The 13683-nt window shown below is 71.4% G+C and carries 18 protein-coding genes; 14 read left to right on the top strand and 4 right to left on the bottom strand.

What is annotated here, in order from left to right; all coding sequences use genetic code 11:
• The 4 genes from DZF91_RS35875 to DZF91_RS35860 form a co-directional block, all read left to right on the top strand.
• A partial coding sequence (locus DZF91_RS35875) for a preprotein translocase subunit SecY (protein WP_268915983.1) occupies nt 1-348 on the top strand: 348 nt, incomplete at its 5' end.
• Nucleotides 349-999, top strand: a complete 651-nt coding sequence (locus DZF91_RS35870; RefSeq protein WP_117361478.1) for an adenylate kinase — start codon at nt 349-351, stop codon at nt 997-999. It abuts the gene before it with no gap.
• 62 nt (nt 1000-1061) lie between these two features.
• Complete coding sequence (map, locus tag DZF91_RS35865) at nt 1062-1871, top strand: type I methionyl aminopeptidase (protein WP_117361477.1); 810 nt, start codon at nt 1062-1064, stop codon at nt 1869-1871.
• Between the two features lie 186 nt (nt 1872-2057).
• Nucleotides 2058-2495 carry a DUF1707 SHOCT-like domain-containing protein gene (locus tag DZF91_RS35860; RefSeq protein ID WP_117361476.1) on the top strand — a complete coding sequence of 146 codons (438 nt, stop codon included), beginning with the start codon at nt 2058-2060 and terminating at the stop codon, nt 2493-2495.
• Nucleotides 2496-2611: 116 nt separating this feature from the next.
• Here DZF91_RS35860 and DZF91_RS35855 read toward each other — a convergent pair whose 3' ends face one another.
• Nucleotides 2612-3421, bottom strand: coding sequence for a phosphodiesterase (locus tag DZF91_RS35855; RefSeq protein WP_117361475.1), 810 nt, complete (start codon nt 3419-3421; stop codon nt 2612-2614).
• 189 nt (nt 3422-3610) lie between these two features.
• Between DZF91_RS35855 and DZF91_RS43210 the strand changes: the two genes are divergently transcribed.
• Nucleotides 3611-4300 (top strand): hypothetical protein, encoded by a 690-nt coding sequence (locus DZF91_RS43210; protein WP_407920970.1) that lies wholly within the window; start codon nt 3611-3613, stop codon nt 4298-4300.
• Between the two features lie 220 nt (nt 4301-4520).
• Nucleotides 4521-4988, top strand: a complete 468-nt coding sequence (locus tag DZF91_RS40755; protein WP_158588121.1) for a sortase domain-containing protein — start codon at nt 4521-4523, stop codon at nt 4986-4988.
• Nucleotides 4989-5132: 144 nt separating this feature from the next.
• Here DZF91_RS40755 and DZF91_RS35845 read toward each other — a convergent pair whose 3' ends face one another.
• Nucleotides 5133-5690, bottom strand: coding sequence for a hypothetical protein (locus DZF91_RS35845; protein WP_117361473.1), 558 nt, complete (start codon nt 5688-5690; stop codon nt 5133-5135).
• Between the two features lie 299 nt (nt 5691-5989).
• On the opposite strand from DZF91_RS35845, the gene infA reads away from it, so the two are divergent.
• The 8 genes from infA (at nt 5990) to truA (ending at nt 11091) form a co-directional block, all read left to right on the top strand.
• Nucleotides 5990-6211: a translation initiation factor IF-1 gene (gene infA, locus DZF91_RS35840; protein ID WP_018657567.1), complete on the top strand. Its 222-nt coding sequence runs from the start codon at nt 5990-5992 to the stop codon at nt 6209-6211.
• A 64-nt stretch (nt 6212-6275) separates the two neighbouring features.
• Nucleotides 6276-6389, top strand: a complete 114-nt coding sequence (gene rpmJ / locus DZF91_RS35835) for a 50S ribosomal protein L36 (RefSeq protein ID WP_018657566.1) — start codon at nt 6276-6278, stop codon at nt 6387-6389.
• A gap of 234 nt (nt 6390-6623) precedes the next feature.
• Entirely contained in the window at nt 6624-7004 is a 381-nt protein-coding gene (gene rpsM / locus DZF91_RS35830) for a 30S ribosomal protein S13 (RefSeq protein ID WP_117361472.1), read from the top strand.
• 60 nt (nt 7005-7064) lie between these two features.
• Entirely contained in the window at nt 7065-7466 is a 402-nt protein-coding gene (rpsK, locus tag DZF91_RS35825; protein WP_021596710.1) for a 30S ribosomal protein S11, read from the top strand.
• A gap of 25 nt (nt 7467-7491) precedes the next feature.
• A complete protein-coding gene (rpsD, locus tag DZF91_RS35820) occupies nt 7492-8118 on the top strand; it encodes a 30S ribosomal protein S4 (RefSeq protein ID WP_117361471.1) in 627 nt (208 codons plus the stop codon).
• 236 nt (nt 8119-8354) lie between these two features.
• The gene (locus DZF91_RS35815; protein ID WP_026415301.1) at nt 8355-9368 is read left to right on the top strand and encodes a DNA-directed RNA polymerase subunit alpha; all 1014 of its coding nucleotides are present in this window, start codon (nt 8355-8357) and stop codon (nt 9366-9368) included.
• Nucleotides 9369-9536: 168 nt separating this feature from the next.
• Entirely contained in the window at nt 9537-10010 is a 474-nt protein-coding gene (gene rplQ / locus DZF91_RS35810; protein WP_117361470.1) for a 50S ribosomal protein L17, read from the top strand.
• Between the two features lie 256 nt (nt 10011-10266).
• On the top strand, nt 10267-11091 hold the full coding sequence (gene truA, locus DZF91_RS35805) for a tRNA pseudouridine(38-40) synthase TruA (RefSeq protein WP_117361469.1): 825 nt from the start codon (nt 10267-10269) through the stop codon (nt 11089-11091).
• Between the two features lie 103 nt (nt 11092-11194).
• Here the strand turns inward: truA and DZF91_RS35800 are convergent, their stop codons facing one another.
• Together DZF91_RS35800 and DZF91_RS35795 are read right to left on the bottom strand one after the other, a co-directional pair.
• A complete protein-coding gene (locus DZF91_RS35800; RefSeq protein ID WP_117361468.1) occupies nt 11195-12730 on the bottom strand; it encodes a hypothetical protein in 1536 nt (511 codons plus the stop codon).
• A 23-nt stretch (nt 12731-12753) separates the two neighbouring features.
• The coding region (locus DZF91_RS35795; protein ID WP_117361467.1) for a hypothetical protein at nt 12754-13683 on the bottom strand (930 nt) is incomplete at its 5' end.

The following is a 13683-nucleotide window of genomic DNA, read 5'->3' as shown; positions in this document are numbered from 1 at the left end:
TTCGTCTTCATCATCTTCTTCACCTACTTCTACGTCGCGATCACCTTCAACCCCACTGAAGTCGCCGACAACATGAAGAAGTATGGTGGGTTCATCCCAGGTATCCGTCCGGGTCGGCCGACCGCCGAATATCTGGACTACGTGCTGACCCGGATCACCACTCCGGGCGCGCTGTACCTGGGGCTCGTCGCGCTGATCCCCATGGTGGCGTTCGCCATGCTGAACGCCACGCAGGACTTCCCCTTCGGCGGGACGAGCATCCTGATCGTCGTCGGCGTCGGACTGGATACCGTGAAGCAGATCGAATCTCAGCTCCAGCAGCGCAACTACGAAGGCTTCCTGCGGTAGATGCGTATCGTTCTCGTGGGTCCCCCCGGTGCGGGCAAGGGGACGCAGGCCCAGTACATCGCGTCGCATCTGTCGATCCCGAAAATCTCGACGGGTGACATCTTCCGCGGCAACATCAACGAGCGGACCGAGCTCGGCCGGCTGGCCAAGCAGTACATGGACCGGGGCGACCTGGTACCGGACGAGGTCACCGTGAACATGGTGCGCGACCGGCTCCAGCAGGAGGACGCCGTCGACGGCTTCCTGCTGGACGGGTTCCCGCGCAACGTGCCGCAGGCCGAGACCCTGAAGAAGATGCTGGCCGAGTGGGACACCCGGCTGGACGTCGTCCTCGAACTCGTCGTGGACGAGGACGAGGTCGTCCGGCGGCTGTCCGGCCGGCGCCAGTGCCCGCAGTGCGAGCGCATCTGGCACGTCGACTTCGACGACAAGCGGGACGGCATCTGCGACGACTGCGGCGGGCAGCTCTACCAGCGGGACGACGACCGCGAGGAGGTCGTCCGGCACCGCCTGGAGGTCTACGCGGAACAGACCGCGCCGCTCGTCCAGTTCTATTCTGATGAGGGCATCCTGCGCGGCATCGACGCGACCGGACCGGTCGAGGACGTCACCCGGCGGGCCCTGGACGCGCTGCGTCCGTTCGAGAAGTAGATCGCCGGGTAGGCGGGAGTCGGGTTCCCCCGAGGCCCCGGCCGCCCCTGGGGGAGTAGACAGTGTTCAAACGGCGCAAGCCCGCCATCCAGATCAAGACGCCCGAGCAGATCGAGCTGATGCGGGCGGCCGGCCTGCTGGTCGGCCGCACGCTGGAGCTGCTGCGCGAGGCGGTGAAGCCCGGCATCTCCACGCTGGACCTGGACCGGCTGGCCGAGCAGCACATCCGCGACAACGGCGGCATCCCGTCGTTCAAGGGCTACCACGGGTTCACCGGCACGATCTGCGCCTCGGTCAACGAGGAGATCGTGCACGGCATCCCGCGCCCGGACAAGACGCTGCGCGACGGGGACGTCATCTCGATCGACTGCGGCGCGATCGTCGAGGGCTGGCACGGCGACTCCGCGATCACCGTCCCGGTGGGGGAGATCACGCCCGAGCTGCGGACGCTGCTGGACGTGACCGAGGCGTCCATGTGGCACGGCCTGGCGGCAGGCGTCGTGGGGGCCCGGCTGACCGACATGTCCCACGCGATCGAGAAACACATCCGGTCCCGGGGGGACTACGGGATCGTCGAGGGCTACGGCGGGCACGGCATCGGCACCGAGATGCACATGGACCCGCTGATCCCGAACCACGGCGCCCCGGGGCACGGGCCGGTGTTGGAGGCGGGCATGTGCTTCGCCGTCGAGCCCATGGTCAACCTCGGCACCAAGGAGACCGACGAGCTCGACGACGGCTGGACCGTGATCACCACGGACGGCCTCGCATCGGCGCACTTCGAGCACACCTTCGCCGTCACGCCCGAGGGCCCGCGCGTGCTGACCGCGCTGGACGAGGGCCGGGAGTGGTTCGCCAAGCTCGGCCTCTGACGCCGTCCGCCCGTCGGCCCGGCCCTCCCGGCGTCCGCCGGGCCGTCCGCGGCGGGTCGGCGGGTGGTGCCAGGTACCGGCGCAAGGTGCACCTCGCTCCCTTGAGAGGTTCGCGTTTCCTTGGGCACTCTGGGAGTAGCGGCGGATCGCGTTCCGCCGCCCCGAACGAACGCTGAAGGGGTCGTGATGGCGCCCAACCCTGATATCCGAGCCTCCGACGCCGACCGGGACCGGGTGGCCGCCGGCCTGCGCGAGCACACCGCCGAGGGCCGGCTCACCATGGACGAGCTGGAGGAGCGCCTGGAGGCGGTCTACGGGGCGAAGACCATGGGCGAGCTGGAGCGGGTCACCGCCGACCTGCCCGAGGCCGACCTGCACCACCGGCCGATCCCGGCCTACCAGCGCGCGACCGTCGCTCCGGCGTCGCGCGGCGGCGCCCTCTGGCACGGGACGCGGGCCATGTGGACCGCCTGGGCGGTCGTCGTGGGGCTGAACCTGGCGATCTGGGCGATCATCGCCGTGACCGCCCCGGTCGTCCCCTACCCGTGGTGGCTGTGGATCGCCGGACCGTGGGGCGTGATGCTGCTGGTCCGGAGCCTGTTCGGGAGCGACGGGCGGCGCTGAACCGGCCCAGGGTGAAGTCCCTCGCCGCCGTGCGGGACGTTGAACCAGAAGAGATGTCGAACCGAAGAGGCCCCCACCGATCCCGGTGGGGGCCTCTTCGGCGTTCTCAGGGGTGTCTAGTCGACTTCCATCAGCGGCCGGTAGTTGCCCGTCGGGACGAAGTGGCTGACCGCCGACTCGCCCTCGATCATGTGGATCGCGAAGCCCGCCGGTTCGCCGGTGAGCGCGCCCCGGCCCGGCCGGGTGAGGTCGAGGAAGAGCTGCCGGTAGGTGCTGGAGGTGGTGGTGCACGGCGTCCCGGCGAGGGTGCCGACCGAACTGCGGTGCACGTGGCCGCTGATCACCCGGACGACCTGCCGGTGCCGCTTGAGGATCTCGGCGAGGCCGTCGGTGCCGGACAGGCCCATGTCGTCGATGAACCGGATGCCGATCGGGTAGGGCGGGTGGTGGGTCGCGACGACGGTCGGGACGTCCGGACGTTCGGCGAGCGTGCCGTCCAGCCAGGCGAGCCGTTCCACGTCGAGCTCACCGGACGGCGAGCCGGGGATCGTGGTGTCGCAGCAGACCAGCCGGACGCCCGCGAACTCCACCGCGTACTGGACGGGCGCGCCGGGGCCGCCGCTGTCCGCCACGGCGGGGTGGTCGCGGAAGGCGTGCCGGAGCGCGTCGCGGTCGTCGTGGTTGCCGGGCAGCGGGTACACGGCCATCGGCAGCGGGGACAGCAGCGCGTGCAGCCGGGCGTACTCGGCCGGGCGCCCGCCGTCGGCCAGGTCGCCGGTCAGCACGACCGCGTCCGGGCGGGCGGGCAGCGCCAGCAGGCTGGACACGGCGGCGCGCAGCGCGCGGACCGGGCCCGAGGCGTCGTCCACCTCGCCGTCCCTGCCGACCGCAAGATGGATGTCGCTGAGCTGCGCAATGATCGCCATTGATCCTCCCCCTCCTCCAAGCGAACCACGGACCGGACCGGTTCGCACGCCCCGCCGCCGCCCGCCCACGGCCTCGGTGCCGGAGGGAGCGCTGACCCGATCTTTGCGCCGGGTTGACCGGCCTGTCGAGGCGGCCGGGCAAAAAACGATCACCGGTTCCGTCCGACCCCGGGACCGACGGGGGAGACCATGCCCTTCCAGCGGTTCGGCGCGCGTGCGGCGCCTGCCTGCACCCCGCTCCGGACCGCGCTCGCCGTCGCTCCGGCCGCTCGCGCGGGCCGTGGGGTGACGCCGAGGTCCCGGAAGGGACGCCTTCGGGTGGGGCGGACGCTCACGATCATATCCCCGGCGAGCTGCGCCGATTCCGAGGCGCGTTCGGTCCCGGCTCCGGCGGGGGCCGCCGCGGCGCACCGGCCCGGAGGGGCGATCCGGACAGTGATCATCAAGTCGGGCGGGGGAGCGGGCCGGGCCGCGTCCGCTCGCGAACCTCACCGGCGGTGGTCTCGTCAGACAGAACATGCTCACCCTCCGGAACATCAACCACTCCATCCGTCCCCTGTCGGCCTGCGGGAGGGGAACGCGGCGATGACGGCCCCCGGCCCGGAGAGCAAGGCCTCCGGCCCGGAGAGCACGGCCTCCGGCCCGGAGAGCACGGCCTCCGGCCCGGAGAGCACGGCCTCCGGCCTGGATGCAGGGGTCCGTGGGGAGCGAGGCCGGACGATCAAGGTGTACGACCCGGTTCACGGGGGAGGTTGGCTGGAATCCCCTAACGGGCGTATGTCCGGACGGCGACCGCTCACGGCGGCGTCCGCGCTGGTCGGAGACGCCCCGGACGGGCCCGGGTGGACGCTGTGGACGCGGAGGAGGGCGGATGCCTAGGCCATGTCGGGGACGACCTCGCCGGCGGGCACGCTGCGTCCTGGCGGCTTCGTCGGGGGTCGTTCCCGCGACCCGTCCCGCCTGCGTGCTCGGACGCCGGAGCCACGCGCCCTTCCCGGCGCCTGAGGCCGTTCCCTCGCCACGGGCGGGAGCGCCGCTGCCGCTGGACGCCGCCCTCGCACCCGCCCTTCCGACCCGCCTGCTGATCCCCGGTATCGGTGTGTCCACCCCTCTCGGACGCGTCGGACGCGTCGGAGCGGACGGTTCCGGTCCGCCCGGACCGGTCGGCCCGCCGCCGGCCGCCGGTCCGCACCGCGCGGGCTGGCTCGCGTCCGGGCCGAGTCCCGGAGAGCCGGGGGCCGCGGTGGTACTCGCCCACCGGGGCACGGGAACGGCGCCGGCCGTCCTCGCGCGCCTTCGCGACCTGCGTCCGGGGGACATCATCGCCGTCGCCCGGCTGGACGGCACGGTCGCGGTGTTCCGCATGACCCGCTCGGAACAGGTGCCCAAGCGCCGGTTCAGCGAGTCGCGGGTGCTCCTGGGCGGATCCGTCCCGGAGCTGCGGCTGATCACCTGCGCGGGGCGGTTCGACCACGCCAGGCGCGCGTATGACGACAATCTCATCGTCTATGCCACCTTCGCGGCGGCCTACCGGACCGCGGACCTCGCCGCCATGTCCCGCGGCTGACCGGCATCCGCCAGGCCGATCCGCTCCTCCGAAGACCGACTTCCCCGGGCCCTCGTGTCCGGGCGGCGTGTGCTCATCAGCGGGGTTCCGCGCCCACGGGACCGCCCAAGCGCCGGAATCCCGGCTTGCGGCGGCGGCCCGGGGTCAGGCCACGTGCGTGAGGACGGCGCTGAGAGCCGACGTGACGTCCTCCGGGGCCGGGGCGATGTCCGGAACCACGTCGCGGAGCGCGAGCCAGCCGTTGATGGCCTGGGTCGTCGGACGGGCCTCGCGGAGCTGCGGGTCCTCGATGTCGTACCAGGCGGCGATCTTGGACCAGCGCCACAGCCGGTGGCCGCCGGTGGACATCTCCGAGGCCGGGAAGCCGCCCGGCCCGCGCGCGCCGGTGATCGACAGCCGGACCGACTCGACGGACCGGCGCACCCGCTCGGCGATGTCGCGGATCGTCAGCAGCGGGTCGGCCTCGACCTGGCGGACGTGCAGCCCGGGGGCGGCGTCCTCCAGGTGGGCGACGACCTGCATGACGGCCTCGGCGAGGGTGGTCGCGTGCCAGGTCGCGGTGGCGTTGCCCGGCCGTCCGGCGTGCTGGGGCTCGGTGATGATGGAGACCGTGACCTGACCGTGGGTGCGGTCGAAGAGCGGGTCCAGCTCTTCCTCGTAGAGGGGACGGCTGAGGATCAGCGCGAAGTCATAGCTCGGCATCCGTCCTCCCCTGGTCGTTCGTCCTCCTGGAAAGGTACAACGCGCGAGCGCTGTATGCTTGTGTCGGGAGCAGTATCCGGTGCCGGGTCGTGGGATGATTTCGCGTTCCACCGCCCGGTGACGTACACTCTTGTGTCGGTCCGTGTTAGGCCGCCTTGAATCCCTGCTCGGCGCATATGTGCGTCCGGGCCTGGGTGCGGCCGGCCTCCCCACTCCGTTGGCGATCTTCAGATCCCCGTGACGTGAGCGGGGGCGGTGCGGGCCGCGTCCAATGAGCCGATCAGCGAAGCGCGGAGGACATGCCCAAGAAGGAAGGCGCCATCGAGATCGAGGGCACCGTCATCGAGTCCCTCCCGAACGCCATGTTCCGGGTTGAGCTGGACAACGGGCACAAGGTGCTCGCCCACATCAGCGGCAAGATGCGGATGCACTACATCCGGATCCTGCCGGACGACCGCGTCGTCGTGGAGCTGAGCCCCTACGACCTCACGCGCGGTCGGATCGTCTACCGCTACAAGTAGTCACTGGGGTTGCCTCTCGCGTGTGTGGCGGCACGCGGGTGACCCTGTACCAATAGGAGACCCAGTGAAGGTCAAGCCGAGCGTCAAGAAGATCTGCCAGAAGTGCCGCGTCATCCGCCGGCATGGCCGGGTCATGGTCATCTGCTCCGACCCGCGCCACAAGCAGCGTCAGGGCTGACGCTCAACAGCCGAGCCGACGCTCGACCCGTCGAGCCGACGTTCAACAACTGATCCACGTATCGCAGCCTTCTTACGCGGTCGCCGTACGGCCCGGTCGAACAAGATCGAGCCGTACGGCACCGTCGTGTGAAGGGGCCACCCCCGGACGGAGGCCGGGGCCGCCACCCGAGTCATCGGGTGTGTGCGGACGCGATGCGCCCACACCTCCGCGAAATGAAGGGAACCGCCAGAGATGGCACGCCTCCTCGGCGTCGACCTCCCGCGCGACAAGCGCGTGGAGATCGCTCTCACCTACATCTTCGGCATCGGTCGCACCCGTGCCCAGGAGACGCTGGAGAACACCGGCGTCGACCCGAACACGCGGGTCCACCAGCTCGGCGACGACGACCTGGTGAAGCTCCGCGACTGGATGGAAGCCAACTACAAGACCGAGGGTGACCTCCGTCGCGAGATCCAGGCCGACATCCGCCGCAAGATCGAGATCGGCTGCTACCAGGGCATTCGGCACCGCCGCGGTCTGCCCGTGCACGGTCAGCGGACGCAGACGAACGCGCGTACCCGCAAGGGCAAGAAGAAGACCGTGGCCGGCAAGAAGAAGGCCGGCAAGAAGTAGTAGTCCGCCGGGACTCATCCGTCCCGGACGGATCGACGACCTCAAAGGAAGAGAGCAGAGATGCCTCCCAAGAGCCGTGTCGGCGCGAAGAAGGTGCGCCGCAAGGAAAAGAAGAACGTCGCTCACGGGCACGCCCACATCAAGAGCACGTTCAACAACACCATCGTCTCGATCACCGACCCCAACGGGAACGTGATCTCCTGGGCCTCGTCCGGCCACGTCGGCTTCAAGGGCTCCCGCAAGTCCACCCCGTTCGCCGCGCAGCAGGCCGCCGAGGCCGCCGCCCGGCGCGCGATGGAGCACGGGATGCGCAAGGTCGACGTGTTCGTCAAGGGTCCGGGCTCGGGCCGTGAGACCGCGATCCGCTCCCTCCAGGCCACCGGCCTCGAGGTGGGTTCGATCCAGGACGTCACGCCCGTTCCGCACAACGGCTGCCGCCCGCCGAAGCGTCGCCGGGTCTGAGCACCGTAGGGGAGATCACAGAACAATGGCTCGTTACACCGGTGCGGACTGCAAGCTCTGCCGCCGCGAGAAGATGAAGCTGTTCCTCAAGGGCAGCAAGTGCGAGGGCCCGAAGTGCCCGATCGAGATCCGGCCCTACCCGCCGGGTGAGCACGGCCGCGGTCGTCCCAAGGAGACCGAGTACCTGCTCCAGCTCCGCGAGAAGCAGAAGGCCAAGCGCATCTACGGCGTGCTCGAGCGGCAGTTCTCGAACTACTACGTCGAGGCCAACCGCCAGCAGGGCAAGACGGGTGACAACCTGCTCTCGCTGCTGGAGCGCCGCCTGGACAACGTCGTGTACCGCGCGGGCTTCGCCAAGTCCCGCGACATGGCGCGCCAGCTGATCCGGCACGGTCACATCCGGGTCAACGGCAAGAAGGTCGACATCCCGAGCTTCCTCGTCTCCGAGGCCGACATCGTGGACGTCAAGGCCAAGTCCCTCGAGATGACGCCGTTCCAGGTCGCCAAGGCCGAGGCCGGCGAGCGCCAGGTTCCGGCCTGGCTGGGTCTGGACGCCGAGCGGATGCGCATCTTCGTGCACTCGCTGCCCGTCCGCCAGCAGATCGACGCTCCCGTCCAGGAGCAGCTGATCGTCGAGCTCTACTCCAAGTAGGCGCTCACCGGGCCCTCCTCCGGGCGGGCCCGTCGGGCATCCACCGAGTACGGCTCACCGGGTTCGCACGGACCCGCCGGCCCCGCCCCCGCGGCGGGGCCTCCGGGTCCCCGCCCCACGGCGGGGGCCCGTTCGTCTCGCCGCCCGCCCGCGCCGACGCGTGGACGGGCGGCGGACAGGGAAGAACTCCACCTGCGGTCGTCATATAGCGGGCACCGCGGAAAGAAGGAAAACCCATGCTCATCGCTCAGCGTCCCACCCTCACCGAGGAGCAGGTCGACGAGTACCGGTCGCGGTTCACCATCGAGCCGCTGGAGCCGGGCTTCGGCTACACGATCGGCAACTCGCTCCGCCGCACCCTCCTGTCGTCCATCCCCGGAGCCGCTGTCACCAGCATCCGGATCGAGGGCGTCCTGCACGAGTTCTCCACCGTCCCGGGGGTGAAGGAGGATGTCACCGACATCATCCTGAACCTCAAGGAGCTCGTCGTCTCGTCCGAGCACGACGAGCCGGTGGTCATGTACCTGCGCAAGCAGGGCCCCGGTGAGGTCACCGCGGCCGACATCGCGCCGCCGGCGGGCGTGGAGGTCCACAACCCGGACCTGCACATCGCCACCCTGAACAACAAGGCCAAGCTGGAGATGGAGCTGACGGTCGAGCGCGGCCGCGGCTACGTCTCGGCCGCCCAGAACAAGCAGCCGGGCCAGGAGATCGGCCGGATCCCGATCGACTCCATCTACTCGCCCGTGCTGAAGGTCACCTACAAGGTCGAGGCGACCCGAGTCGAGCAGCGCACCGACTTCGACCGCCTCATCCTGGACGTGGAGACCAAGGCCGCGATGCTGCCGCGCGACGCGGTGGCCTCGGCCGGCAAGACCCTCGTCGAGCTGTTCGGCCTGGCCCGGGAGCTCAACGTCGAGGCCGAGGGCATCGACATGGGCCCGTCCCCGACGGACGCCGCGCTCGCCGCGGACCTGGCCCTGCCGATCGAGGAGCTGAACCTCACGGTCCGCTCCTACAACTGCCTCAAGCGCGAGGGCATCCACTCCGTGGGCGAGCTGGTGGCCCGCAGCGAGCAGGACCTCCTGGACATCCGCAACTTCGGCGCGAAGTCCATCGAGGAGGTCAAGCAGAAGCTCAACGACATGGGCCTCTCGCTGAAGGACTCCCCGCCCGGGTTCGACCCGTCCGCCGCCGCCGACAACTACGGCGACGACGACGGCGGCTACGCCGAGACCGAGCAGTACTGACCGGTCGTCAGGGCCCCGCTCGGCCCCGGTTCCCGGACCGGGACCGAGCAGTCCTGACCCCGGCATACCGTTGACACGTCCGAATGACCCGACGCCGGTACCTGGTACGGCCGGCGCGGAGATTTGCCACCGGTTCCTGACCCGGCCGGTGCAAGAAGGGAAACGACCATGCCTCAGCCCACCAAGGGCGCCCGTCTGGGCGGCAGCGCGGCTCACCAGAAGCTGCTTCTGGCGAACCTGGCGACCTCGCTGTTCGAGCACGGCCGCATCACCACCACCGAGGCCAAGGCCCGCCGCCTGCGCCCGCTGGCGGAGAAGCTGATCACCAAGGCCAAGAAGGGCGACCTGCACAACCGTCGCCTCGCCGCCAAGACGATCCGGGACAAGGGCGTGCTGCACACCCTGTTCACCGAGATCGCCCCGGCGATGGCCGAGCGCCCCGGCGGCTACACCCGGATCACCAAGCTGGGCCCGCGCAAGGGCGACAACGCCCCCATGGCGGTCATCGAGCTGGTGACCGAGCCGATCTCGGCGTCGACCCGTCCGGCCGCCGCCGCCCCGGCGCAGACCGAGGCCCCGGCGGAGGACACCGACGCCAAGGCCGAGGGCACCGAGGCCAAGGCCGAGGAGAGCGCGGAGTAAGGCCCTCCGGGGTTCTTTCTCGCTCGACATGTGAGGGCCCGCCGTCCCCCTACGGGACGGCGGGCCTGATCTTTGAGAGAATGGATCACATGGTCAGGGGGTCGATGATGCACTGGGGAGCGCCACCGGAGGGAAACCGCCCCGAACCGGGCGTCCGCCCCGGCGGGACCGGCGACGCCCGGTCGGACGCGCCGTGGACGGTGAACAGGCCCACCGACAGGACGCCCACGCACAGGACAAGGAACCCCCGGCACCCATGACCGCTCTCGTACGACTCCGGCTCGACATCGGCTACGACGGGTCGGACTTCGCGGGCTGGGCGCGGCAGCCCGGCCAGCGCACCGTCCAGGGCGTGATCGAGGACGCCCTCGCCCGGGTGCTGCGCCTCGACCCGCCGCCGGTGCTCACCGTCGCCGGACGCACCGACGCGGGCGTGCACGCGCGCGGCCAGGTCGCGCACGTGGTGGTGCCCGTGGCGGCCTACTCGGCCGTGAACGGGACGCTGCCACGCCGCCTGGCCGGACTGCTACCGCCGGACGTCCGGGTCTGGCGCGTCTCGATCGCCCCCGAGGGCTTCGACGCTCGGTTCTCCGCGCTGGCCCGGCGCTACGCCTACCGGGTCTGCGACGACCCCGTCGGCGTCGACCCGCTGCGCCGCCACGACGTGCTGTGGCACCCGCGTCCGCTGGACATCGACCGGATGAACGCCGCCACCCGGCTGATGCTGGGCGAGCACGACTTCGCCGCGTTCTGCCGTAAGCGCGAGGGTGCGACGACGATCCGCGAGCTGCAGGTGTTCGAGTGGAACCGGGAGGCCCGGCACCTGGCGGTCGCCACGGTGAAGGCCGACGCGTTCTGCCACTCGATGGTCCGGGCGCTGGTCGGCGCGATGCTGGTCGTCGGCGACGGGCGGCGCGCGATCGACTGGCCCGCCGAGGTGCTGGGCGCGCGGGTGCGCGACTCGGCGGTGAACGTCGCCCCGGCCCACGGGCTGTCCCTGGAGGAGATCACCTACCCGGACGACGCCGACCTGGCCGTCCGGGCGCAGCAGACGCGGCGCGTCCGGACCCTGTCGAGCTGAGCCTCGCCTTTCACCGGGTGGGAACGGCCGCTCCTGGACATGACCGCGCCCGGTGCCGTTCGGCACCGGGCGCGGTTTTCTCGTTCTTCAGGGCGGTCGGTCGTCAGCCGCGGGCTCGGGCGTCCAGGGCCTTGGTCCCGTAGTCGAGGAACTGCTGTGCCAGGCCCTTGATCTGGGTGTCTTGAGGAGAGACGCGCGTTCCGTCGGTGTAGGTCGCGTACGCGTATGCGACGTAGCGGCCTCGAACGGTGGCGGCGGCATAACCTCCCGCGCCGTCGATATCGGGTGTCCGTGGTCCGCTGAGGCCGCGGAACCATTCGTACTTGCCCGCGTTCCCGGCTCGGCTGACCCGTACGGCGGCCTCGTGGTTCGGCAGGACGGCGACACCGCTGGTCACGGCGAACTTCTTGTCGTCGCTGACGAAGGTCACCCGGACGACCGAGCGGCAGCCGTCGTGCGCGAGCGCCTCGGCCATCGAGCCGCGGGCGGTCAGGCCGCACTGGTGGTTGACCGACGACCGGTCGCGCTGGAAGGCGTGCCCGCCGAGCTGGATGGCCGGGCTCGGGAACACCTCGGTCAGCGCGAGCGGCTTCGTGTCGGTCTTCTCGCTGTTGATGTCCACAGGGTGGTGGACGGGCGCGCTCGGCGAGGCCCCGGCCGGTTGGCTGGGGGACGCCGCGGCCTTGGTCTTGTTCTTGCCCTTGGCCTTGCCGTCGTCCCCGCCGCCTAGTGCCACGCCCGCCGCGAGGACACCGACGAGCGCGACCACGGCCGCCGCCACACCGCCGCCGACCAGCAGCCGCTTGCGCTTCTTGTCCTGGTCAGACGGTGTTCCGGCGCCGGGGCCACCTCCGCCCAGCGGACCGGGCGGGAAGGGCTGCGGACCGGTGTTCCCGTCGTTGGGCGCGTCCGGGTGGGGGAACGGCGGCTGCTGGGGCGCGGGCGCGACCATGGTGGCCTGTCCCGCGCCCGCCGCCTGTGGGGCGCTCGCCGCGCTCGGGACGGTGGCCGCCGGCGCTGTGGTCGAGGCCGGGGTGCCCGGCGGCGGGACGACCGGCATGTCGGCGACCGTGGCCGGGCCGTCCTGCTTCGGACGGTCGGTCATCGGACGCTTGGACGGCGGCAGGACCACCGCGGGCGGGATCGCCACGCTGGGCGGCAGGATCGCGTCCGGCGTCAGGACGGGCCCGGACGAGCGGCTGTCGGTGTTCGCCGCCTCGGGGGTGAGAGCGGCCAGCGGCTGCGGCGCGGTTCGGGGCATGGGCTGCGGGCCCGTGCCGGTCGCCGGCGGCAGGATCGGGGTGCCGTCCGGCACGGTCTCCCGGGCGGGACGGGGCGTCGGCTCGGGGGTGGACTCGCGCGGATCCGCCTCGGGAGCGCCCTGACCGGCGACGAGCCGGTCGTACGACGGCGCGGCGTCGGGAGCGACGTCCGCGTCGGCGGGGTGATCGGGTTCCGGCTCGTCCGAGTCGGTGGACTCGGCGGCCCACCAGGGGGCCTGGAGCCGGAACGGGGTGGGGATGCGGGGTTGGCCGCCCGCGGACTCCGGCTCGTCATGGCCGAAGCCGGGCGGGGCGGGGGCGGAGGGGGCGGGGTCCGCCGCCGCGTCGGCGGGGCGGATCTCGTCAGGTTCAGGCATGGGGGTTCAGGTCCTCGTGCCGATCAGCTCCGGTAGGGCTTGCCCTCGGTCTCCCGGAAGTGCAGCGCCACGCCGAGGCCGCTGCCCTGGATCACCTGCTGTCCGAAGTCGGAGACGTCCTTGTGCGCGCTGTCGGCGATCTTCTTGCCGTCCGGGCGCTGCACCCAGGTCATGACCAGGTAGTGGCCCCGTGCCTCGGCGGTGCCGAGGGCGAGCCCGGTGCCGATCTTCTTGGTGTTGCCGGTGCCCGGCAGCGGCTTGAGGTAGGCGTCCTTGGCGGCAGCCGCCCTCACCGCCGCCTTGGCCGCGGTCTCGGTCTTGAGGTTGAAGACTCCGACGGTGCCGATCAGCTTGCCGTCGCCGCGCGTGTAGGTGGCGCGGAGCACCTGGGAGCAGCCGCCCTTCTTCACTGACACGGTCAGGGAGGTGCCGCCGACCGCACCGTCGCAGGACTTGGCGGCGTTCCAACCGGTTCGCTTGTACTTCTCGCCCGCGCCGCGGAAGGAGGACTTGCCGAAGACCTCGTTCAGGCTGAGCGGGCTGGGGTCGGTGGTGCGGGACTTCAGCTTCACCGGGCTGAGGGTGGGGGTGGCCGGGGTGGACGGCGTGGCGGACGCCGTCGGGGCCGCCTTGTTCGTCTTGGCGGTCGTCTTGGTCTTGGGTGCGGGGTCGTCTTTGAACATGGACGCCGCCGCGACGCCGCCGCCGATCAGCACGACGCCGGCCACGGCCGCGCCGCCGATGATCAGCGGCAGGTTGCGTTTCTTGGCCTTGCCCGGGGGCGGGCCCGCGACGTGCTGGTCGAAGCCGCCGCCGGGACCGAAGCCCTCGGGACCGCCGGGGCCGGGCTCGCCGCCCGGACCGCCGTGGCCGCCCGGACCGCCGAAGCCGCCGTCGCCGCCGAAGCCGTTGCCGTCGGCGACGCCCTGCCCCTGCCCGCCGAAGCCGTCGCC

The organism is Actinomadura logoneensis, from assembly GCF_003428695.1.
GTDB lineage: Bacteria > Actinomycetota > Actinomycetes > Streptosporangiales > Streptosporangiaceae > Spirillospora > Spirillospora logoneensis.
The sequence above is the reverse complement of the archived record's forward strand: the minus strand, read 5'-3'. Positions and strand labels throughout refer to the sequence as shown.